General features: G+C 65.1%; 20 protein-coding genes. 2 read left to right on the plus strand and 18 right to left on the minus strand.

The features are described 5' to 3' along the window. Positions 1 to 21: 21 nt before the first annotated feature. Positions 22 to 1275: an NADP-dependent isocitrate dehydrogenase gene (icd, locus tag RBA41_RS18070; RefSeq protein ID WP_099882967.1), complete on the minus strand. Its 1254-nt coding sequence runs from the start codon at positions 1273 to 1275 to the stop codon at positions 22 to 24. A 233-nt stretch (positions 1276 to 1508) separates the two neighbouring features. Between icd and RBA41_RS18075 the strand changes: the two genes are divergently transcribed. Further along, entirely contained in the window at positions 1509 to 2072 is a 564-nt protein-coding gene (locus RBA41_RS18075) for a pseudouridine synthase (RefSeq protein WP_306625584.1), read from the plus strand. Between the two features lie 152 nt (positions 2073 to 2224). Here the strand turns inward: RBA41_RS18075 and rpsT are convergent, their stop codons facing one another. Continuing rightward, the gene (rpsT, locus tag RBA41_RS18080; RefSeq protein WP_054267030.1) at positions 2225 to 2488 is read right to left on the minus strand and encodes a 30S ribosomal protein S20; all 264 of its coding nucleotides are present in this window, start codon (positions 2486 to 2488) and stop codon (positions 2225 to 2227) included. A 233-nt stretch (positions 2489 to 2721) separates the two neighbouring features. Here rpsT and murJ point away from each other — a divergent pair, with 233 nt between their 5' ends. Then, a complete protein-coding gene (gene murJ, locus RBA41_RS18085; protein WP_306625587.1) occupies positions 2722 to 4272 on the plus strand; it encodes a murein biosynthesis integral membrane protein MurJ in 1551 nt (516 codons plus the stop codon). 1 nt (position 4273) lies between these two features. On the opposite strand, the gene RBA41_RS18090 is transcribed toward murJ, so the two are convergent. The 16 genes from RBA41_RS18090 to RBA41_RS18165 all read right to left on the minus strand — a co-directional run bounded on the left by RBA41_RS18090 (position 4274) and on the right by RBA41_RS18165 (position 21207). Beyond that, complete coding sequence (locus RBA41_RS18090) at positions 4274 to 5134, minus strand: type II secretion system protein (RefSeq protein WP_306625589.1); 861 nt, start codon at positions 5132 to 5134, stop codon at positions 4274 to 4276. Further along, complete coding sequence (locus RBA41_RS18095; RefSeq protein WP_306625591.1) at positions 5100 to 5489, minus strand: type II secretion system protein; 390 nt, start codon at positions 5487 to 5489, stop codon at positions 5100 to 5102. The genes RBA41_RS18090 and RBA41_RS18095 overlap by 35 nt, the downstream gene beginning before the upstream one ends. A gap of 5 nt (positions 5490 to 5494) precedes the next feature. Next, on the minus strand, positions 5495 to 5977 hold the full coding sequence (locus RBA41_RS18100; RefSeq protein ID WP_306625592.1) for a type II secretion system protein: 483 nt from the start codon (positions 5975 to 5977) through the stop codon (positions 5495 to 5497). Beyond that, positions 5974 to 7881: a secretin GspD/PilQ domain-containing protein gene (locus tag RBA41_RS18105; RefSeq protein WP_306625593.1), complete on the minus strand. Its 1908-nt coding sequence runs from the start codon at positions 7879 to 7881 to the stop codon at positions 5974 to 5976. Before RBA41_RS18105 ends, RBA41_RS18100 begins: the two co-directional genes overlap by 4 nt. A gap of 56 nt (positions 7882 to 7937) precedes the next feature. After that, positions 7938 to 8474 carry a hypothetical protein gene (locus RBA41_RS18110; protein ID WP_306625594.1) on the minus strand — a complete coding sequence of 179 codons (537 nt, stop codon included), beginning with the start codon at positions 8472 to 8474 and terminating at the stop codon, positions 7938 to 7940. Continuing rightward, positions 8471 to 9037, minus strand: a complete 567-nt coding sequence (locus RBA41_RS18115) for a hypothetical protein (protein ID WP_306625595.1) — start codon at positions 9035 to 9037, stop codon at positions 8471 to 8473. The genes RBA41_RS18110 and RBA41_RS18115 overlap by 4 nt, the downstream gene beginning before the upstream one ends. After that, entirely contained in the window at positions 9034 to 9579 is a 546-nt protein-coding gene (locus RBA41_RS18120; RefSeq protein WP_306625596.1) for a hypothetical protein, read from the minus strand. The genes RBA41_RS18115 and RBA41_RS18120 overlap by 4 nt, the downstream gene beginning before the upstream one ends. Next, positions 9576 to 10388 (minus strand): hypothetical protein, encoded by an 813-nt coding sequence (locus tag RBA41_RS18125; RefSeq protein WP_306625598.1) that lies wholly within the window; start codon positions 10386 to 10388, stop codon positions 9576 to 9578. The genes RBA41_RS18120 and RBA41_RS18125 overlap by 4 nt, the downstream gene beginning before the upstream one ends. Beyond that, positions 10381 to 12054 carry a GspE/PulE family protein gene (locus tag RBA41_RS18130; protein WP_306625714.1) on the minus strand — a complete coding sequence of 558 codons (1674 nt, stop codon included), beginning with the start codon at positions 12052 to 12054 and terminating at the stop codon, positions 10381 to 10383. Before RBA41_RS18130 ends, RBA41_RS18125 begins: the two co-directional genes overlap by 8 nt. 14 nt (positions 12055 to 12068) lie before the next feature. Then, positions 12069 to 13256, minus strand: coding sequence for a type II secretion system F family protein (locus RBA41_RS18135; RefSeq protein ID WP_306625600.1), 1188 nt, complete (start codon positions 13254 to 13256; stop codon positions 12069 to 12071). A gap of 41 nt (positions 13257 to 13297) precedes the next feature. Next, complete coding sequence (gene gspG, locus RBA41_RS18140) at positions 13298 to 13741, minus strand: type II secretion system major pseudopilin GspG (protein ID WP_306625602.1); 444 nt, start codon at positions 13739 to 13741, stop codon at positions 13298 to 13300. A gap of 238 nt (positions 13742 to 13979) precedes the next feature. Further along, positions 13980 to 14585 carry an NF038129 family PEP-CTERM protein gene (locus RBA41_RS18145; protein WP_306625603.1) on the minus strand — a complete coding sequence of 202 codons (606 nt, stop codon included), beginning with the start codon at positions 14583 to 14585 and terminating at the stop codon, positions 13980 to 13982. 9 nt (positions 14586 to 14594) lie between these two features. Then, positions 14595 to 17642, minus strand: coding sequence for an ExeM/NucH family extracellular endonuclease (locus tag RBA41_RS18150; protein ID WP_306625605.1), 3048 nt, complete (start codon positions 17640 to 17642; stop codon positions 14595 to 14597). Positions 17643 to 17875: 233 nt separating this feature from the next. Further along, a complete protein-coding gene (locus tag RBA41_RS18155; protein WP_306625606.1) occupies positions 17876 to 18901 on the minus strand; it encodes a TIGR03790 family protein in 1026 nt (341 codons plus the stop codon). Between the two features lie 49 nt (positions 18902 to 18950). Then, on the minus strand, positions 18951 to 19304 hold the full coding sequence (locus tag RBA41_RS18160; RefSeq protein ID WP_306625607.1) for a hypothetical protein: 354 nt from the start codon (positions 19302 to 19304) through the stop codon (positions 18951 to 18953). Positions 19305 to 19788: 484 nt separating this feature from the next. After that, a complete protein-coding gene (locus tag RBA41_RS18165; RefSeq protein WP_306625608.1) occupies positions 19789 to 21207 on the minus strand; it encodes a mannose-1-phosphate guanylyltransferase/mannose-6-phosphate isomerase in 1419 nt (472 codons plus the stop codon). Between the last annotated feature and the right edge of the window lie 27 nt (positions 21208 to 21234).

A 21234-nucleotide genomic window follows, 5' to 3' on the forward strand; every position in this document is an offset into this window, starting at 1 on the left:
CGCCTGAGCGCAGCGGCAATCTTACATCTGCTCGATCATCACATCGCCGAAACCGGAGCACGACACCTGGGTCGCGCCTTCCATCAGGCGGGCGAAGTCGTAGGTGACCTTTTTCGAGGCGATCGATTTCTGCATCGACGAGATGATCAGGTCAGCCGCTTCCAGCCAGCCCATGTGACGCAGCATCATTTCAGCGGACAGGATCAGCGAACCCGGGTTCACATAGTCCTTGCCAGCGTACTTCGGCGCGGTGCCGTGGGTCGCTTCGAACATGGCCACCGAGTCCGACAGGTTGGCGCCGGGAGCGATACCGATACCGCCCACTTGTGCTGCCAGCGCGTCGGAAATGTAGTCGCCGTTCAGGTTCAGGGTCGCGATGACGCTGTACTCGGCCGGACGCAACAGGATCTGCTGCAGGAACGCATCGGCGATCGAATCCTTGACGATGATATCCTTGCCGGTCTTCGGATTCTTGAACTTGCACCATGGGCCGCCATCGATCAGCTCAGCGCCGAACTCTTTCTGTGCCAGTGCGTACGCCCAGTCGCGGAAGCCGCCTTCGGTGTACTTCATGATGTTACCTTTGTGAACGATCGTCACGGAAGGCTTGTCGTTGTCGACCGCGTACTGGATCGCCTTGCGCACCAGGCGCTCGGTGCCTTCGATCGACACTGGCTTGATGCCCAGGCCCGAGGTTTCAGGGAAGCGGATCTTGGTGACGCCCATTTCCTTGATCAGGAAATCCATCAGTTTCTTGGCGCCTTCGGAACCTTGCTGGTATTCGATACCGGCGTAGATGTCTTCCGAGTTTTCGCGGAAGATGACCATGTCGGTCTTCTCCGGCTCACGCACTGGCGAAGGCACGCCGGTGAAGTAGCGCACTGGACGCAGGCAGACATACAGGTCGAGCTGCTGGCGCAGGGCGACGTTGAGCGAACGGATGCCGCCGCCGACCGGCGTCGTCAGCGGACCCTTGATCGAGACAACGTAGTCCTTCAGCACTTGCAGGGTTTCTTCCGGCAGCCACACATCCGGGCCGTACACGGTGGTCGATTTCTCGCCCGCATAGATTTCCATCCAGCTGATCTTGCGCTTGCCGCCGTAGGCCTTGGCCACGGCTGCGTCGATGACCTTGATCATGACCGGGCTGATATCGACCCCGGTGCCATCGCCTTCGATGTAGGGAATGACTGGATTATCTGGTACATTCAGCGAAAAATCGGCATTGACCGAGATTTTTTGGCCGTCAGCAGGTACTTTGATATGTTGATACATCGTGATCTCCGAAGTGGACGCATAGCAGGCAGCAACATTGTTGCGTCTGTCAGGCATGGTCTGCAATCTGAATTGGTTACTATAAATACGACGAGAGTTGTAGTCTTCTATAAGACATAAGACGCGCGTTTCATATTATGCACCAGTATTTTACTAGGTGCTACGGTTTTACGACACTAACAAATGGCTCTCCAACCGAACGGCGAGCTTACCACCTTCCCAGCGATTGAATTATGCCCCTCATTCTCTTTAACAAGCCGTTCCAGGTGCTGTGCCAGTTCTCCCCCCAGCCGGGACGCGAATCGCTGGCCGACTACCTGCGCACGCCCGACATCTACCCGGCCGGCCGGCTCGACGCCGACAGCGAAGGACTGATGCTGCTCACCGACGACGGCCGCCTGCAGCACAGCATCGCCCATCCCGATCACAAGGAAGCGAAGACCTATCTGGTGCAGGTCGACGGCGCGCTCGATGCCGGCGCGCTGGCGCGGCTGCAGGCGCCGCTCGACCTGGGCGACTTCGTGACCAAGCCGTGCCGCGCGGTGCAGATTGCCGAACCGGGCTGGCTGTGGCCGCGCACGCCGCCGATCCGGGTGCGCGCCGACAAGCCGACCAGCTGGATCGCGATCACATTACAGGAGGGGAAAAATCGCCAGGTGCGGCGCATGACGGCGGCGGTGGGATTGCCGACCTTGCGCCTGGTACGCAGCAGCATCGGGCCGTTTTCGCTGGCGACCCATCCCTTGATGCCCGGGGAATGGGTGGAAGTGCCGGCCGGCGACATGAAGAAGATCTGAAAAGTTTCCTAACCGGGGTCAGACCTCGGTTAGGAAACATTGTGCAAGTAAAGCGCACACGAAAAAAACCCGCCGGACCGAAGCCAGGCGGGTTTTTTGACATGCTCACAAGCTCAACCGGCAGACCGAAGTCCGCGCGGCGGCACAGGCTATTAAGCCAGCGCTTTCAGAGCGGCAGCCAGACGGCTCTTGTGACGCGCTGCCTTGTTCTTGTGGATGATTTTCTTGTCGGCGATGCTGTCGATGGTCGACACGGATGCCTGGAAGATCGACGCTGCAGCAGCTTTGTCGCCAGCCTGGATAGCCTTGCGCACTGCCTTGATAGCGGTACGCAGGGTCGAACGCTGCGACGAATTGTGAGCGTTTTGCTTAACTGCTTGACGAGCGCGCTTGCGTGCTTGTGCGGTATTTGCCATGGAATTTCCTAAATCGGGGTCAAGTTGCGTTTGCAAACAATAGCGTCTGTCAAACCAGTGTTTTTTCTACACCTTGTGTGTCAAACCAGTGCCTGCCAAACATTAGTGTCTGCGTAACAGAATTCTGTACAGCCTTCGATTATAGCGAAAACTTCCGGCAAGGGCAATTCAAAAATCAACATTTGTCCGACGCACCCGTCGGCCCCACTCTTGCCGGGCTATAATCCCGGCCCATGAACTTGCTCAAAACCCTGGCTGCCATCTCCAGCATGACCATGCTGTCCCGCGTCACCGGCCTGCTGCGCGAAAGCCTTTTCGCGCGCGCTTTCGGCGCTTCGGAATTTACCGACGCCTTCAACGTCGCCTTCCGCATTCCCAACCTGCTGCGCCGCATGTTCGCCGAGGGCGCCTTCGCCCAGGCCTTCGTGCCGATCCTGGCCGACGTCAAGAGCCAGCACGGCGACGAGGGCACCCGTCCGCTGGTCGACAGCGTGGCCACGGTGCTGATCTGGTCGACCCTCCTGATCACCATCGCCGGCATCGTCGCCACGCCGCTGCTGATCATGTGGATCATGGACACGTCCAGGCAGACGGCGCAGGCCGGCGAAGCGGCCATCTTCATGACGCGCGTGATGTTCCCTTATATTATCTGCATGGCCTTCGTCTCGCTGGCCAGCGGCATCCTCAATACCTGGCGCCAGTTCAAGATTCCCGCGTTCACCCCGGTACTGCTGAATATTTCCTTCATCCTGGCCTCGCTGTTCCTGGCCGAGCGCCTCGAGCAACCGATCTACGCGATGGCCATCGCGGTGGTGGTCGGCGGCCTGCTGCAGGTGGGCATCCAGATTCCCTCGCTGATGAAAATCGGCATGCTGCCGCGCATTTCGCTCAATCCCATCGGCGCCCTGCGCGACCCGGGCGTGCACCGCATGCTCAAGAAGATGGGACCGGCCGTGTTCGCCGTCTCCGCCGCCCAGATCAGCCTGCTGATAAATACCGGCATCGCCTCGCGCCTGGGCGCCGGCAGCGTCTCGGCCCTGACCTACGCCGACCGCCTGATGGAATTTCCCACGGCGATGCTGGGCGTGGCGCTGGGCACCATCTTGCTGCCCAGCCTGGCCAAGGCGAATGCCGAAGGCGACACCACCGAATACTCGGCCCTGCTCAACTGGGGCCTGCGCCTGACCCTCCTGCTGGCCCTGCCCGCCTCGATCGGCCTGGCCGCGCTGGCCGAACCGATGATCGCCACCCTGTTCCACTACGGCGCCTTCAACGTCAAGGCCATCCACGCGGCGGCCATGCCGCTGATGGCCTACAGCGCCGGCCTGGTCGGCATCATCCTGGTCAAGACGCTCACGCCGGCCTTTTACGCGCGCCAGGACGTGCGCACGCCGGTGCGCATCGCCATCGGGGTGCTGGTGGCGGTGCAGCTGATGAACCTGCTGTTCGTGCCGCTGCTGGGCGTGGCCGGACTGGCCCTGTCGATCGGCATGGGCGCCTGCCTCAACGCGGCCGTGCTGTACACCATGCTGCGCAAGCGCGGCATCTATGTGCCGCAGCCGGGCTGGCTCATGTTCTTCGCCAAGCTGGTCATCGCCGTGAGCGTGATGGGCTTGATCGCCTACTACTGCAAGATCCAGTTCGACTGGGCCGAATTGCAGGCCCGTCCATGGCTGCGCGCCGGCGCCCTGTTCGCCATCGTCGCCGGCAGCGCCATGGCGTATTTCGTGGTGCTGTTCGCTCTGGGGTTCCGCTTCAGGGACTTCAAGCGCAGCGGCCGCTGAACTACCTCTCGCGCCGGGGCTCGTTGCGGCGGCCCTCGTCGCGCTGGCGTTCGTCGCGCCGCCGCTCCTCTTCCTCGGCTTCAGCCTTGTCCTTGTCCTTATCAGTGTCCTGATCCTGCGTGCTCCGGCCCGCAGGATCGTCCGCGGCTGGCGGTTCCTCCGGTCTTGCCTCGCCGGCCGCTGGCTCAGGCGGTGCAGCCGCGTCCGGCTCCGGCGCTTCGGCAGGCGGCGGCATGGCCGCGGCCGGCTCCTCGGGCGGCTTCATGGCCCCTTCCGGCGGCGGCGCGGCCGGCGGAAACAAGGGCGGCGCCTGATTCTGCCCGGGCGCGGCGGACGGCTCCTGCGGCAGCAGCAGGGTCTGGGACGACAGCGTGAACTTCCAGTCCGACAGCTTGCTCTTGTTTTCCATGTTCAGGAAGCGCGCATCGAAATTGCCGATCTTGAGCGGCGGCGCATCCGACAGGCTGTACACGCCGAGCACGCCCTGCTTGTCGCTGATATACATGATGCCCCACTCGGCCTTGCCGGTGATCGGATCGACGAAAATCTTGCGCAGGTGGCGCCGCGGATTGGGAAAGCGCGGGTCCTTGAGCAATTCCTGCAAGGAGGGCGGCTGCTGCGGCTGGCCCTGCGGGGTCGCTGCGGCGTAACTGCGCAGCGCGTCGCTGAAGGCGGCGCCGATATCGAGCAATTCTTCCTCGGCGGCGGCGCGCTGCATGAGCGAACCGACCTTGAGGCTGGCCGCGCCGACCAGCCCGATCACGGTGACCAGGATGATCAGCCCCAAATAGGTAAAGCCGCCGGCGCGCGTCCTGCGCGGCGGCGCCTTACCAGTCGCTATACGGTTTGCCGTTGCGGTCATTGCCGGGTGCCCCACTCTTGATGCTGTACAGGTTGCCCTTGGTGGTGTCTTCGGGCGGCACCAGAATCCAGCTGGTGCTGCTGTCGGCCACCGGGTCGACCGGAATCGTGCGCAGGTATTTTTTCTCGACCAGCTGTTCCAGCGAATCGGGATAGCGTCCGGTGTCGGCGTAGAACTGGTCGATCACGGCGCGTACATTGCGCAGGTTGTCGGCCAAAATGGTGTCCTTGGTGCTGTCGATGCTGGGAAAAAAGCGCGGCACTGCCAAGGTCAGCAGCAAGGCGATAATGCCCAGCACCACCAGCAATTCGATCAGGGTGAAGCCGCGCGCTGGGCGGCCTGGTTTCGCTTGCATCTTGTTCACCATTTGCGGTACGGCACATCATTGAGGCCAACCCGGTCCGAGGTCGAATACACATCGTACACATCCTCGCCTTCGCGCGGGTCGGTAGCCTCGCTGGCGTAGCTGCGCTTGCCCCAGGTCTGGGCCCCGCTCAAGTCGCTGTTGGGATTGAAGGGATCGCGCGGCACGCGGCGCAGGAAAAAAATCTTGGCGCGCTTGGGGCTGCGCATGTCGGGCGCCCCTTCGACCAGCTGTTCGAGCGACTTGGGATAGCCGTTGCTGTTGAGCGAGCGCGCGATGCGCCCTTCATCGTAGGCACGCTTGTAGGCGTCGATGCCGTGGCGGATTTCGCGCAGCGAGCGGCGCAGTTCCTGCTCCTGCTGGCGTTGCATGGTCACTTGCGTCACCGGCACCACCAGGGTGCCGAGCAGGGCCAGAATCGCCAGTGTCACCAGCAATTCGATCAGCGTGAAGCCGCGGCCCTGCCCTTGCGCCATCATTGCTGCGGCGCGGGCGTGGTTTCCGGGACCGGGATCGGGGTCACGGCGGCGCCAGGCGCCTCGGGTACGGCCGGCACCGGCGCCGGGGCGGGAACCGCAGCCGGGACCGGTGCACGGGCGCCCGGCGACGGCGGCATCACCACCGGCGCGCGCGCCGCACTGTCGGGACGGCGCCGGAAGCTGGTCTCGGTGCCGGCGCTGAACTCGGAAGCGCTGGCGGGCGGACGCTGCAGGTTGCGGATCAGGTGCGGCGTAATCGACAGCACGATCTCGCTGCGGTCGGCGCCGTCGGCGGTGCGGCCGAACAGGCGGCCCACGATCGGCAGGTTGCCCAGGCCGGGAATCTTGGTGCCGTTGCTGCGGTCTTCGTTGTTGATCAGGCCCGCCAGCACCTGGTTTTCGCCATCCTTCAACTGCAGCAGGGTGGTCGCTTCGCGGTTGCCGATGCGGTAGGCGATATTGCCCGAGGCGGTGGTGATCGCCTCGCCCAGGGAGCTGACGGTCAGGCCGACGCGGATGCCGATTTCGTTATTCAGGTAGATGGTCGGTTCCACGTTCAGGGTCAGGCCCACATCGAGATAGGTGATCGATTCCTGCGACAAGCCGCCGCCCACCCCGCCCGCTCCCAGGGTGGTGGTGATGTTCGGGATTTTCTCGCCGATGACGATCTTGGCCTTTTCCTTGTTGCGCACGCGGATGCGCGGATTGGCCAGGGTGTTCGAGTCGCCATCGGTCTTTTTGGCGGTAATGCTGGTCGACAGCGACGACAGGCCGATATCGGCGCGTCCCAGGCCGCGCACCGTATCGAGGGTGAGCTGCCCGCCGTTGCTGCCGACCAGCGGCGCCAGGGTCACCGAGGTGGGCCAGGCAACGCCCAGTTCCAGCAGGCGGCTGCGCTTGATCTCCAGGATCTCCACTTCCAGCATCACTTCCGGCTCGGCCACGTCCTGCAGCGCCACCAGCTTGGCGGCCAGCTTGATCGCTTCCGGGTTGTCGCGCACGATCACGAGGTTGAGCTTTTCGTCGATCACCACGTCGCGCGACTTGAGGATGGTCTTGAGCGTGTTGGCGACCACCTTCGCTTCGGCGTTGGCCAGGAAGAAGGTCTTGACCGTCATCTCCTGGTATTCCTTGAGCTTGGAGGCGACGTTCTGGTACACCAGCAGGGTATTGCCGTCCATGACCTGGTAATCCATCTGGTTCGACACCATCAGGTAGTAGATGGCCGCTTCGACCGTGCTGTTCTTCAGGAAGATCGAGGTCTTCTGGTCGGTCTTGACGTCCTTGTCGAAGATGAAGTTCAGGTTCGAGCGGCGCGCGATCACGTCGAGCACCTGCTTGAGCGGGGCGTCGCGGAACTCGATGCTGATCGGCGTCTTGTAGGCGGCGGCCAGGCCCGTTTCGGCCACCGGCGCCGCGGTCTTCTCGGCCACCTGCAGCAGCAGCTGGCGCGCCGGCTCGTACTGCGGCCGCTCGATCAGGATCGCGGCGGCGCGCGCGCGCGCCACTTCGTACTCCTTGCGCTCGAAGGCGGCGCCGGCCTCTTCCATCACCTTGATATGACGTTCGTCCATCTCGATCAGGCGCAGGCCGGCACGGGCGCGCTCGTTGGCCGGCTCGAACGCCAGCACGCGCTGGTAATCCTGCAGCGCCAGCGCGGCCTTGCCGGCCCCCAGGTTACGTTCGGCCTGGTCGAGCAGGCGCGTGGCGGCGCGGTCGCGCGCGCGCAGGTAAGCGGCGCGGTAGACCGGGTTTTCGGGCTTGGCGTCGATTGCCTCGCGGTACTTGAGCAGGCTCGCCTCGACCTGGTCCTTCTCGATCAGCGAGTTGCCCTCGAGGTAGGCGGCCTGCCCGGCGCAGCCGGCCAGCGCCAGCGCCATGAGCGGCAGGGCCGCGCCGCGCACAAGACGGCTCCAAAGTGGCAAATACAGGCAGCGTGTGCCAATCCGGTGGCTAGCCATCAGTCGAAGACTCCAATGTTGAGCTGTTGAACCTGGTTCAAAGGCAGATAGGTGAGGGTCAGCGTGGGCGGCGCGATAGCGTCCACCCGGTAAATGCCGTCGATCACCATCTTGTTACGTACGATATACGTCTTGTCGCCGCGCGCGAGGAATACTTCCCACGCGCCCTCGCCGACCGCCTTGCCGATATAGACAAACGGCAGCGGCGGCGCGCTTGGCGGCGGCGGCGGCGGCGGCGGCGTGTTGTCGACCGGCGGCGGGGGCGGCGGCGGATTCAGATTCTGGCTGCCGAAGACGGTGTTGGCGCCGAAGGCGTCGTCGTCGTCGCCGATCAGCGTGTCGCGCGCGACCAGGCGCAGGATGGCCGGTTCGGCCGGGGCGGCGCTGACGACCGCATTCGCGCGGACGCTGGACGCCTTGGGCGCGCTGCGTTCGACCGCTTCGGTCACGCCGGAATCGGGGCTGTTGTCGCCGAAGACCAGCAGGCCGGCGGCAAGCAGCACGGCCACGCCCATCGCGAGGTGGCGCGGCGTCATTGCGCCACTCCCGGCTGGTCGGCCAGATAGAAGGTCATGCGCACGCGCGCTTCCAGCGCCGGCTCGCCGATGCTGTCGCGCTTGAAGCTGATTTCGTCGAGCGAGGCGAAGGGAATCGCGCGCAGCGACAGCATGGTGAACTTCCAGATGGCGTTGTAGCTGCCCTTGACCGGCAAGGTCACCTGATAGGTATGCACACGCGCATTGCGGTCAAAACCGCCCTTGTAGTCGCCCTGCGAGAGCGACAGGCCGCTCTTGGCGGCGATCCCGAACAGGGTCTTGACCTGCTGCTCGGCGTAGCGTTTCTCGCCCAGGGTGGCGTAGAACAGGGCCAGGTTTTCGTTGGCGATCACCGGGGCCGGCTTGTCGACCGGCGCCGGCATGCGCGCCAGCCCCAGGGCCACGGCGTGATTCTTCGATTGCAGCGCGGCCTGCGGCAACAGCCACGCCACGGCCGCCGCGGCGGCGACCAGCAGCACGCAGGCGCCGCACAACAGCGGCCCGCGCGCCACCACGGCCAGGCGCGCGCGCAATAGCAGCGCGGAGAAGGCGGGCGCGTTCATGGCGCCACCCATTCGGCTTCGAGCTGGAAACGGATCGGCTTGGCCGGGTCTTGTTCGTTGATTTCGTGACGGATCAGGGTTACTCCGGAAAACAGTTCCTCGCGCTTGAGCAGCTCGACGTATTCGATCATGGCGTCGCTGTTTTTCGCTTCGGCGGTGATTTTCATGGTGCGCTTGCGCGCGTCCGGTTCCAGCGCCAGCATGCCGATGGTGGCCGGCGTGGCCGCGGCTATGGCGTCGTACAAGGCGCGCCACGGCAGGTTCAGTTGCAGCACGGCGGCGTTCACGCCGGCGGCCTGTCCTTCCGAAATGCGCGGTCCGAGGGCGACCGGCGCCAGCACCACCGGCACGCGTGCGCGCAGTTGCGCGGCATGCAGTTCGGCGGCCTGGGCGCGCTGCTGCGCCATCAGGCGCCAGCCCAGGGTGGCCGCGGTGGCGCACAGCGCCAGCGCGAGCACGGCGACGATCCAGGTGGCGGGACCGGCGCGGTACAGGGTGCGCTGCAGGCTTGGCGGCGCAAAATCGATGCGCACCGGCTTCATGGACGGCTCCCGGTGGCGGCCAGGCGCGCGCAGTCGGACCAGCCGCTGCCCTGCCCCTGCCCCAACAGATGGCAGGCCAATGGCGCGTGGGTGGCGCCCTTGCTCCAGGCGGCCGGCGCATGGCCGGACACCGCAACGCGCGCCGGCGCGGCTAGGTTCAGGCGCAGCGCTTCGCGCGCCACGTGGGCGGCCAGCCAGTCCAGATCGGCGCCTTCGGGCAGTGCGGCGGCGCGCACGGCGCGGATGGCGCCGCCGTCGATCATGCCCAGGGTGAGCACGCGCTGCTGCACCAGGCCATACCAGGCGCCGGCCTTGAGCGCGCCGCGCCACTGGTTGAAGCCGGCGACGAATTGCGGCACCAGTTCGACGATGGGCGCGCGCTGGGCGGCGCACACCTGTTCGATCAGCGCCAGCAAGTGGCGCGGCAGCGCGGCGGCCAGGAACGGTTGCGCCGGATCCCAGCCGGCGGACAGCTTCCAGGCGCCGGTCGGTTCGCCGAACAGGGTCTGGAAGCGCAGCGCGGCGGCCGCTTCCAGGTCGGCCAGGCGCGCGCTTCCCGCAGGCGGCGCGACCTGCCAGATGCGCACCAGTTCATCGGCCAGCACGATGCTCACGGGCCAGCTGGCGCAGCCGGCGCCTTCCAGCAGCTGGCGCAGGGCCACGCCGATCGCCTCGGGGTGGCTGCCGCCTTCGAAAGCGACTTCGCCCACCAGTTCGGGCGCGGCGCCGCCCCAGCGGCTGGTCTTGAGCAGCGCGAGCGCGCCGGGCGCGACGCCGACCCGCAGCGATTGTCCGAAACGTCTACGCATGCAAGGTCACCCGCTTGATCTCGCCGAGGGTGGTGGCGCCGCGCTTGACCAGGTCGAGCGCGGCCAGGCGCAGGCTGCGGGTACCGTTGGCGTGGGCCGCCGCCTTGATCTGGCGGATCGGGCGCTTGTCGACGATCAGTTCGCGGATTTCGTCGTTCAGGGTGAGGATCTCGGCGATCGAACGCCGTCCCTTGTAGCCGGTGCCGCGGCAGTCGCCGCAGCCCTTGCCCTGCATGAAAAGGTAGTCGTGCACGTCCTTGCGTTCCAGGTTGACCGCATCGAGGTCGGCGTCGCTCGGGGTGAACTGCTCGGCGCAATGCGGACAGTTCATGCGCACCAGGCGCTGGGCCCAGATGCCGTTGAGCGCCGACACGAAGGCGTAGGGGTCGATCCCCATGTGGGTAAAGCGGCCGAACACGTCGAACACGTTGTTGGCGTGGACGGTGGTGAGCACCAGGTGGCCGGTGAGGGCCGACTGCACGGCGATTTCGGCGGTTTCGCGGTCGCGGATTTCGCCGACCATGATCTTGTCGGGATCGTGGCGCAGGATCGAGCGCAAGCCCTTGGCGAAGGTCAGGCCCTTCTTTTCGTTGACCGGGATTTGCAGGATGCCGGGCAGCTGGTATTCGACCGGGTCTTCGATGGTGATGATCTTTTCGCGCCCGTTGTGAATTTCCGTCAGGGCCGCGTACAGGGTGGTGGTCTTGCCCGAGCCGGTCGGCCCGGTCACCAGCAGCATGCCGTAGGCTTCCTGCGCCAGCATGCGCAGCGACACCAGCGAGGGCGCGTCGAAGCCGAGCGCTTCGAGCGTGAGCGCGCCGTAGGCTTCGATCATGGCGCGCTTGTCGAGAATCCGGATGACCGCGTCCTCGCCGTGAATGCTGGGCATGATGGAGACGCGCAAGTCGATTTCGCGCCCGCCCGATTCGACCCGGAAGCTGCCGTCCTGCGGCACGCGGCGCTCGGCGATATCGAGTTCGGCCAGCACCTTGAGGCGCGAGATGATGTGCTCCGCCACTTCGATGCCGTTGACCGAGGTGGCGTGATCGAGCACGCCGTCGACCCGGTACTTGACGGCCAGGCCGCTGGCGGTGCTCTCCAGGTGAATGTCGGAGGCGCCGGCCTTGAGCGCGTCGTACAGGGTCGAGTTGACCAGCTTGACGGCGGGACTGGCCGCTTCCGAGACCGAGGCGAACGACAGCACGGCGGCGGTCTTGCCGTCGCGCCGGGCCTCGCCCACGTTGGCCACCAGGGTGTCGACCGCGCGCGCCGACTCCTCCTGCTTGGACAGGTAAGCCTGGATATCCGCTTGCAGCGCCAGGCGCAGGTGCAGCGGCGCGCCCGGGGTGGCGCGCGCGCGGGTGGTGAGCCAGGTTTGCAGGTCGACGTCGAACGGGTCGGCGATCACGCCGGTGACCTGGCCGCCGGGGGCGCGCAGCAGCACGCAGTGGCGCGCCAGGGCCTGGGCCAGCGGCAGCAGGTCGAAGGCGGTGGCGCAGCTGAGCATTTCGGCCGTTTCCATCACCGTCAGGCCGAACGGTTCGGCCAGGGCCTGGACGATCTGGCGCGCATCGAGCCCGCTGACCGCTTCCAGTTCGGCCACCAGCGGACGCTGCGACTGCAGGCTCTGGGCGCGCGCGCGCGCCAGCAGGGCCGGGTCGAGCATGACGGCAGAAGTACTCAAGACATGTCTCCGGCCAGATCGAAAATCGGCATATACAGCAGCACCACAATGGCGCCGACGACCAGCCCGATGGCGGCCATCAGCAGGGGTTCAAAAGTACGCGTGAAGCGGTCGATCCAGCGGCTGATTTCGCCGTCGTAGAACGCGGCCGACTGGGTCAGCATCGGCCCCATGTCGCCGGTACGCTCGCCCACGCGCAGCATGCGCAGCGAAATCGGGGTGGTCAGGCTGTTCGCCTCGAACGCGCTCGACAGCGGCAAGCCCGATTCGATGCTGGTGCGCGCCGCCGCCAGCGAGGCGCGCATCGAGGTCGAGACCATGGCCTGCACGGTATCGATGGCGTTGACGATGGTGATGCCGCCTTCGCTGAGCATGCCGAGCGTCAGGTACAGGCGCGACAGTTCGTAGATGCGCACGCGCTCGCCGATGCCGGGCAAACGCGTGATCAGGCGCGTCAGGCCGCCGTTGCGGGTCAGGTGGCGCCACAGCAGCACCAGCGCGCCGGCCAGCACGGCGGCGCCGCCCAGCAGCAGGCTGGTGTGGCCGCTGGCGAACTGGCCCCAGCCGAGCAGCATCTGCGACATCCACGGCAGGTTGCGCCCGGCGCCCTGGTAGACCTCGGCGAAGCGCGGCACCACGTAGGTAATCAGGAACATGCTCACGCCGCCGCCGACCAGCAGCAGGATCACCGGATAGATGGCGGCGCTGACGATCTTGCTGCGCACCACGTCGATGCGCTGCTGGTAATCGATGTAGCGCGCCAGCGAACGCGGCAGGTCGCTGGTGCCTTCGGCGGCGCGCACGATGCCGATGTAGAGCGGTGAAAACAGGTCGGGCTGGTCGGCCAGCACGCTGGAAAAGCGCTTGCCTTCGCGCAAGCCGCCGAGCAGGCGTTCCAGCACGCTGCGGGTGGAAAGATTGGTTTCTTTTTCGAGCAGGGCTTCGAGCGCTTCGACGATCCCCAGGCCTGCCGTCAGCAGGGCCAGCAATTCCTGGCTGAACAGCACCAGCGACAGGCTGGCGCCCCGGCTGCGGCGCAGGCCGGCCGCGCGCACCGGCTCGACCGCGCTGACGAACAGGCCGCGGGCTTCGCACTGGCGGCGGGCATCGGCCTCATCCTGGGCGTCGACCACCTGGCTGCCAATGCTCAGGTCAGGCGCGAGGGTACGGACAGCAAACTGCATGAGGCCTTTGCGGGGAAACGGACAACTGCGGGGTCAGGAAACTATTGCGACGTGATGTCGGCGTTTTCGCCGGTGCCGCCGGGCTGGCCATCCTTGCCGGTCGAGACGATTTCATACTCGCCCTTGCTGCCCGGTGCGCGGTACTGGTACGGGCGGCCCCATGGATCTTGCGGCACGGCCTTTTTCAGGTAGGGACCGTTCCATTTGACGCCGGCGGTGGCGGGCGCGACCAGCAGCGCGGCCATGCCTTCTTCGGTGGTCGGATAGCGGCCGACGTCGAGGCGGTAGGTGTCGAGCGACTTTTCGAACGCTTCGATCTGGGCCTTGGCGACGGTCACTTCCGACTTGCCCAACTGGGCGAAATACTTCGGTCCCACGTAGGCCGCGAGCAAGCCGATGATGACGATAACGACGAGCAATTCGAGCAAGGTAAAGCCGGCGTGGCGATCACGTCGGGTGCTGGTGATTTTCGTTGCTGCAAACATCCGTTCGGCTCCTCAATGCTGAATTTGGCGTGCAAGGCTACCATGCCGCCGACGGTTGCGACAACTATTCTTTCATAGCGGACGCAGCGATATTTAGCATGCTTTTGGGCAAGTTTTTTTGGCGCGCTGACGGATCGATGACAGTCATGCGGCGTGGGCAAAAAAAAGCACATTTGCGGTTGCCCGACAAATGTGCGATCAATGCCGGCGGGCCGCGAGCGGCCCGCCGCGGAACTGCTTAGCGTGGCGCCTTGGTGGCGCGGCGGCGCATGAAGCCGACCAGGCCCAGGCCGGTCATCACGAGCAGCATGTCGGACGGCTCGGGCACCGACACGCGCACGTTGCGGGCGGCCGAGTAGGTCACGCTGGCGGCGTCGTCGACGGTCACCGGATTCAGGCTGAACTCGACCAGGTAGTCAGGCACCAGGTAGTTGCCCAGCGCATCGAACATCGCGACGCTGAAGGTCGATGCAAAGCCGGGCACGGTCAGGAAATCGCCGCTGAAGTTCACGTCGAAACCGAACTTGCTGCCCAGGACCACATCATGCGTTACCGCGCTGAAGGACTCGCTGTTGTCGAACGTGGTCGACCCAGGCAAGGCGCCGTTAACGCTTCCGAAACGGTAGGTTTCAGCGCCCAGGCTGCCGGTGAAGTTGCTCACCGTGGCGATGGTACCGGTGGCGCCGTTGAAACTGGACAGCCAAAAATCGATCGAACCGGCGCCAGAGTAGTTGGTGGTATCGATATCGACATGGTACGTCGGCCCTGCCGTCGCGTTACCGATGCCGAAAGCAAGGGTGGCCGCGAGTAAAGCTTGTTTTACGAAAGTCTTAAAATTGAACATGTTGCTCCCTTAGAGTGAACCACTTAAAATTTTACTGACGAAACCAATGCCTCGTCGTGCCGGGTTGCTGAAGACAACTTTCAGTGTGATTTTTTCCCCGGCTTGAATTGTAGCATTGTTAACACTCACATAAGGTTCATTTCCGACAACACCAGACTTATTCTCCAGGGTGACGCCGTCGGTCAGGCCGGTCAGCACCAGGTGCACCGGGCCGGTGATGGCCGCGCCCGAGGTATTGGTCAGGGTGATGGTGGCGCTGAACCTGTTGGCCAGGCGGTCCACGCTCAGGCCGGAGCGCTGTTCGCGGAACGCACTGGTCACGTCGGCGTAGGTCGGGGCCAGGTTCAGGGCCACCACCACCGGATCGTGGTCCGACGAGCGGAAGGCGTCGTTTTTGAACAGGGCCTGGGCGGCGGCGCTCTTGGCGTCGGTGTTGTAGTCGATCACGGTCGGTTCATCCGCATTGGTGTGCCATTCGGTGGCGCCGACGACCTGGGCGTCGAGCGAGGCGCTCGCCAGTGCATGGTCGAGGTAGCCGCTTGCGCCGTCGAAGACGTAGGAATAAGGAATGCCGGCCGGACGCACGAAGCGTTCCAGCTCGTTGACCAGGCCAGCCTGGTTGAGCAGGTGGATCGGATCTTCAAACCCGTGCGCATTCATGTCGCCGATGACCAGCACGTCCGGGTCCCCGGCGCTGGCGATTACGTGCGGAATGAAGTAGTTGGCCAGGCGCGTCGCCTGCAGCACGCGGCTGCCGTTGTTGCAGCCCTGGCCATCGCCCAGGTCGCCATTGGCGCCGGAACCGCAGCCCGCCTTCGATTTCAGGTGGTTGACGATCACGGAGAATGCGGCGCCGTTGGCGGCCTTGAAGGTTTGCGCCATCGGCGGACGGTTGTTGACGGCGTCGCCGTCGGACAGCGCGCCGCCGGCCAGCGCCACCTTGGCCGGCTTGTAGATCATCGCCACGCGGATCGCGTCGGTGCCGGTGGTGGCCGGCTTGGGCACGTAGGCATACGTTTCAAACCCGATGGCCGCATTGAGCTGCCTGACCAGGTAGTCGACCGCGATGTCGTCGTTGTTCTGGATTTCCATCAAACCGACCACGTCGGCGTCGATGGCCTTCAGTTCGCTGACGATCTTGTCGCGCTGACGCACGAATTCGGCCATATTGTCGGCGCCGCGGCAATTCGAGGCGCGCGTGGTCGAACCGACCTTGCAGCCCTGCCCGGTGCGACCCCAGGCATCGGCGCCGTCGAGGAAGGTGGTGAAGAAGTTGAGCACGTTGGCGCTGGCCACCTTCATGTTGCCAACCGGAATTTCCGGCGCCGCCAGGCGCGGATTGCTGCGCGTGAACGACGGCGCGGCGGCCGGCTGGATCTTGAAGGCCGCGCCACCGCCGCCGATGGCGCCGAAGTCGACCACGCCGAGCAGATTAGTGACCGTGTCGCCCGCGCGCACCGTGCCATCCTGGCCGAGGTAAGGAATGCCGGAGCAGGCCACCACGTCGGCGCAGGGCGGGGTTGCCGGCGGCGGGGTGATGAACCAGCTGTCGTCGAGCACCAGTTCGTTGCCGGCATTGGCCGCGGCCAGCGCCAGCGCTTCCGGGGTGCCCGGACGATAGCGGTTGGTCGGGGTTTCGCGGCGGCCCACGGACAGGGTCAGCTCGCCGCGGGCGCCCAGGTAGCTGGTCTGGTTGACGGTCAGCGCATTGGTGATATTGACCAGCATCGCCTCGTAACGCGCCAGGTCGATCCCGGGCTCGAAGACAATATTGGCCGGCGTGACGCTGTTGCCCGTGCCGAGCACGCTGGTGGCGGTCACGTCCTTCATTTCGGTATACGTGCGTAGCGCGCCGGTCGGCTTGTATTCGATGATGGTGCCTTTTACGCGCACCAGGTCGCCCACGGCAACCAGCGGTGCGCTGCCGGTGAAGACGAACAGGCCGTCCGAGGTGGCCGGGTCGCCATCGCCGTTGGCATCCTGGATGAAGTAACCATTCGACACCTTGTGGGTGACCACGCCTTCGGTGCTTACGCTCACATTGGCGAACGGGCTGGCCGCGCCGGCGCCCTGGATCTGGGGAATGGTGGCCGCGCCCGAGACGCTGACGTTGACCGGGCAGGTCGCTTCCTGGCCGTCATTGTTAGTGAAACGGATGACCAGCGGATAGCTGCCGGACACCAGGGCCGCGCTGGCCTGCAGGTTGACGCTGGCGCTGGCGCCGTTGGCGGTGGCGGCGGTCAGGCTGCCCAGGCTGATGCCCGGCACGCCGCCGCTGGCGATGACGGCGCCGTTGACGATGCTGTCTTCATCCGAGGCGCTCAGCAGCACTGCAGCCGGCTTGCCCTGTTCGACGGCCATGCCGGCCGGGCAGACCGGGACGATCGGCTTGGCTTGCGGAACGGTCGGGCCGCAGGCATTGCGGGCCGAGGCGCTGGTGCGCGGCGCCGGGGCGCCGGTGGCGAAGTCCATGCTGTTGTCGTCGCTATCGCCGCAGCCGCCCTTGGCGCGGAACAGCGCCAGCGAGGCCGACATGGCCGGCGCGCGGCTGCCTTCGGCGCCGTTGGCGGTGCCAAAGCCGACCAGATCGGCGATATTATCGCCCGTCGGGGTGGCGCCGCTGAGGGTGGCGCTGTCGCGCACCAGGGCGACTTTGCCGTTCGATGCCGACATATTGAAGCCGCTTGCCGGCGCGATCAGCGGGGTTGGCAGCGTTGGCTGGCCGCTACCGCCGCTTTGCTGCTGGATCAGGACATACTGGCCGGGTTCGACGGTGAATGTCGGCAAGGTCGATTTGCCGCTCCAGGCACCGGTGCTGGTGGCCGAGCCGTACTGGACGCTCCACCCTTCGGCGGTGACCGTGGCATTGCCGCGGTTAAAGATTTCGATGTAGTCGTGGGTAAAGAAAGTGGTACCTGCGTTACCACCGGCACCGTACAGCTGGCTGATCACGAGATCGGGCGAGACGGCCATGGCGGGAGCGGATAAACCAGCCATCAACGCGGCGAGCACGGTAAGCCGGCCGGGGACGTGCATGGTTGCTACGAGCTTTTTCATCGAAACTTCCTGAAGGGAGAGATTGGAATCGTCATTATCATGTTGACTACGGACGTTGAAGTTCTATGTTAGCAAAAAGTATTCTTCCATAGTAAATTTCATCATAGTTGTGACAAATGACAACATGATGACGAAAGGCAGTCTTTTGGACCGGGCGGGGTGCCGGACAGGGATGGGAAGACGACGATGCGGATCGATCAGCCGGCACGGTCGCCAGCGCTGCCCCGGCGCACTCAGCGGCCGTAGGGCGCGGCCAGCGGCTCGCCGATGAACAGGCCCTGGGTCGGCCAGGCGACGCTGCGCCAGTAGGCTTCGATGGCGCTGCTGCCGCTCAGGTAATGCTTGAGCAGCACTGTAGGATGGGGGAATTTCTGCCAGTGGTTGCAGGGCTCGCTGACGCTGCCGTAGCTGGCCGTGGCGCCCGCCTCCAGCCAGCGCAGGCTGCTCATCTGGCTGGTGCCGAGCAAGTCGCCGCCGAAGGAGGTCAGGTGGTCGGCCAGCGCGCCGGGCAAAAAGCCCAGGCCGTCGAGCTTGTCGACGCGCGCCACGCCGGTCTGGTAGACCATGATGTCCTTGACGCCGTCGAGCGCGTCGGCGCGCAGGGTCCTGGTACGGATTTTTTTGGCGGCCAGGTGGCCGTCGCGCGGAAACAGGTCGACCCGCGAATTGCGCGCCGCCTGCGACGTCACCAGGTAGTACGCCGTCGCGTTCGGCACCCGAAAGCCGCTGGCCACGCCGCGGTCGATCAGGGCCTTGGCCTGCGCCACCGATTCGGTCGGCAGCAGCATCGACAGGCGCATGCGGAAATCGGCCGCCGGATGGCTTGACGTGGCGTTGAAGTAGGGGCTCGGACGGCTGGCGGCGCAGGTGTTGCTGCACTGGCCGGCGTCGAAGCCCATGGTGTAGGCGGCCGTGATGGCATTGCATTCGACGGCGTAGGGCGCGGTCCAGACCATCAGCACGGCTTCGATGCCGGCCGGCAGCTGGCTGTCGATGCTTTCCTTGAGGGCGCGGAAACGCGCGGCATCGAGCCGCTGCGGCTTGCCGGGAATATTCACATGGATGATGTTGGCGGCCGGGATGGCACGCGCCTTGCGGTAATACGCGGCGATCGTCACGCTGTTCGGTTCGGCATCGTTGACCACCAGCGCCAGCTGGCGCGGCAGCAGGCGCGCGGCCGCCGGCGTGGCCTGGGCGCCGGCCAGGCTGGTGGCGCCCATCAGGGCAAGGGACACGATCAGGGCAGCACGCGAAGTCATGGAATCAGCCGGTTGTCGGTTTGGCGCGGCGATTGCCGCGCGCCGACGATTATAGCGCCTGGCCGGCAGCGTCGGCCGGGGCGCCGGGCTGGGTCGGCATGCACGCGGCTGGCCGGGCCTGGGCGGCGGCGTCGCACGGCGCCTGCCCCGGCGCGCGCGCCAGCTCGGCCGGCTCGCGCAGGTGCTCGGGACGCTCTTGCGCGCGGCGCTGGATTTCGATGGAAAACGCTTGCTCGTACGGCACCATGCGCAATTGCTCGGCGTCGCGCTCGGCGGCGGTGGGCACGGTGAGCACGGGCGCGCCAGGGGTAGCGGCGCGGTGAGCGCTTGCCGGCGTGTCCGGTGTGGTGGAAAGGGGATTCGCTTGCCGCACCGCGTGCGGACTCTGGTGGACAGTTGGCATCGGGGCGTCGGCCGGATCTGCACCGCCGCAAGCGCTCAGTGCAACGATCCCGGCACAAAGCAGCGCCCGCTTAAATACGTTAAAAAACATACTTGCTCACATCACTGAAATCGGATAACGGTCCGAATTCTATGCGTGGGGAAACAATTCTGCTGTGGAAATTTATTTCATGATTTTACAAATTGCTTAATTTTAACTTTTTTATCCGACGATGCCGGAAGAAGAAACCACGAAGCATGAACATGTCCAATCGGAAATGGAAAAAATTTTCCAGAAACGTCAATTCTATGACACGAAAAAAGCGGTAAGTTGTAATAAAGTGTATATGGCAACATTTTCGATTGCCGGACGCGGTAGATATTCCAACAATATTGTGTTGCGTCGCCGCATTGGACTTGCCGGCCCACCCATTCGCTGCGCATCAAGGCGGCGCGCACAAGAAAAAAGGGGAGCCGCGGCTCCCCTCCCCTGTCCGCCTGCCCGCTTACGCGCGCTGGTAAATATCTTCGAAGCGGACGATATCGTCCTCGCCCAGATAGCTGCCCGACTGCACCTCAATAATGTGCAGCGGCACCTTGCCTGGATTTTCCAGACGGTGATTCATGCCGATCGGAATGTACGTCGATTCATTTTCCGACAACAGGCTCACTTTGTCGCCGCAGGTCACGCGCGCGGTGCCGCTCACCACCACCCAGTGCTCGGCCCGGTGATGGTGCATCTGCAGCGACAGTTTCTCGCCCGGCTTGACGGTAATGCGCTTGACCTGGAAACGGTCGCCCGCATCGATGCCCTCGTAGTAACCCCACGGGCGGTACACCTTGGTATGGTGCAAGTGCTCGGTGCGTTCCTTGGACTTGAGGTGGTCGACGATCTGCTTGACGCGCTGCACCTGGTCCTTGTGCGCGACCAGCACCGCGTCCGGGGTTTCCACCACCACCAGGTCGTTCACGCCGATCACGGCCACGATGCGGCTTTCGGCGCGCACCAGCGAATTGCTCACGCCGTCGAGATACACATCGCCGCGCTGGACATTGCCCTGGGCATCGCCCTGCTGCACCTGCCACAGCGCCGACCACGAGCCCACATCGCTCCAGCCGATGTCGGCCGGCACCACCACCGCGTGGCGGGTGCGCTCCATCACGGCGTAATCGATGGAATCGGACGGACAGCTGGAAAACGCCGCTTCATCGAGGCGGCAGAAATCGAGGTCGCGGTAGCCGAGCCGCACGGCCGCTTCGGCCGCGTCGGCGATGGCGGGCGCAAATTCGGCCAGCTCGCGCAGATAGCCTTCGGCGCGGAACAGGAACATGCCGCTGTTCCAGTAATAGCCGCCGTCGGCCACGAACAGCTCGGCGGTGGCGCGGTCGGGCTTCTCGACGAAACGGTCGACCTGGTACGCCGTGTCCGACCCGCCGGCGCGCTCGCCGCGGTGGATATAGCCGTAGCCGGTTTCCGGCGCCTGCGGCACGATGCCGAAGGTGGCCAGGGCGCCGTCGGCCACCAGGGCGCTGGCCTGGGCCACGGCCTGGGCGAACGGCACATTCTTGTCGATCACATGGTCGGCCGGCAGCACCAGCATGACGGCGTCCGGATCGATGGCGCGCAGGTAATTGGCGGCGGCCGCCACCGCCGGGGCCGTATTGCGCCCCACCGGTTCGAGCAGGATGCCGAGCGGCGTCACGCCGATTTCGCGCAGCTGCTCGGCCACCAGGAAGCGGTGCTCATTGCCGCACACCACCAATGGCGCCATCAGCTCGGGCCAGCCCGACACGCGCAGGACGGTATCTTGCAGCATGGTTTTGTCGGTGACCAGCGGCAGCAGCTGCTTGGGCAGGACCGCGCGCGACAAGGGCCACAGGCGCGTTCCCGCGCCACCGGACAGGATCACTGGGTAGATTTTCATCGCATCTCTTTCAGGTATTTTTTGTAC

Origin of the sequence: Massilia scottii (genome assembly GCF_030846495.1) — a bacterium.
GTDB classification, from domain to species: domain Bacteria; phylum Pseudomonadota; class Gammaproteobacteria; order Burkholderiales; family Burkholderiaceae_D; genus Telluria_A; species Telluria_A violaceinigra.

Coding starts and splice junctions, on each gene's coding strand:
- RBA41_RS18110 (WP_306625594.1), bottom strand. CDS start 8,474: ATGACGCCGCGCCACCTCGCGATGGGCGTGGCCGTGCTGCTTGCCGCC.
- RBA41_RS18090 (WP_306625589.1), bottom strand. CDS start 5,134: ATGACCGCAACGGCAAACCGTATAGCGACTGGTAAGGCGCCGCCGCGC.
- gspG (WP_306625602.1), bottom strand. CDS start 13,741: ATGTTTGCAGCAACGAAAATCACCAGCACCCGACGTGATCGCCACGCC.
- RBA41_RS18150 (WP_306625605.1), bottom strand. CDS start 17,642: ATGAAAAAGCTCGTAGCAACCATGCACGTCCCCGGCCGGCTTACCGTG.
- RBA41_RS18075 (WP_306625584.1), top strand. CDS start 1,509: ATGCCCCTCATTCTCTTTAACAAGCCGTTCCAGGTGCTGTGCCAGTTC.
- RBA41_RS18130 (WP_306625714.1), bottom strand. CDS start 12,054: ATGCTCGACCCGGCCCTGCTGGCGCGCGCGCGCGCCCAGAGCCTGCAG.
- RBA41_RS18155 (WP_306625606.1), bottom strand. CDS start 18,901: ATGACTTCGCGTGCTGCCCTGATCGTGTCCCTTGCCCTGATGGGCGCC.
- RBA41_RS18145 (WP_306625603.1), bottom strand. CDS start 14,585: ATGTTCAATTTTAAGACTTTCGTAAAACAAGCTTTACTCGCGGCCACC.
- RBA41_RS18115 (WP_306625595.1), bottom strand. CDS start 9,037: ATGAACGCGCCCGCCTTCTCCGCGCTGCTATTGCGCGCGCGCCTGGCC.
- RBA41_RS18100 (WP_306625592.1), bottom strand. CDS start 5,977: ATGATGGCGCAAGGGCAGGGCCGCGGCTTCACGCTGATCGAATTGCTG.
- rpsT (WP_054267030.1), bottom strand. CDS start 2,488: ATGGCAAATACCGCACAAGCACGCAAGCGCGCTCGTCAAGCAGTTAAG.
- icd (WP_099882967.1), bottom strand. CDS start 1,275: ATGTATCAACATATCAAAGTACCTGCTGACGGCCAAAAAATCTCGGTC.
- murJ (WP_306625587.1), top strand. CDS start 2,722: ATGAACTTGCTCAAAACCCTGGCTGCCATCTCCAGCATGACCATGCTG.
- RBA41_RS18125 (WP_306625598.1), bottom strand. CDS start 10,388: ATGCGTAGACGTTTCGGACAATCGCTGCGGGTCGGCGTCGCGCCCGGC.
- RBA41_RS18135 (WP_306625600.1), bottom strand. CDS start 13,256: ATGCAGTTTGCTGTCCGTACCCTCGCGCCTGACCTGAGCATTGGCAGC.
- RBA41_RS18165 (WP_306625608.1), bottom strand. CDS start 21,207: ATGAAAATCTACCCAGTGATCCTGTCCGGTGGCGCGGGAACGCGCCTG.
- RBA41_RS18095 (WP_306625591.1), bottom strand. CDS start 5,489: ATGCAAGCGAAACCAGGCCGCCCAGCGCGCGGCTTCACCCTGATCGAA.
- RBA41_RS18120 (WP_306625596.1), bottom strand. CDS start 9,579: ATGAAGCCGGTGCGCATCGATTTTGCGCCGCCAAGCCTGCAGCGCACC.
- RBA41_RS18160 (WP_306625607.1), bottom strand. CDS start 19,304: ATGCCAACTGTCCACCAGAGTCCGCACGCGGTGCGGCAAGCGAATCCC.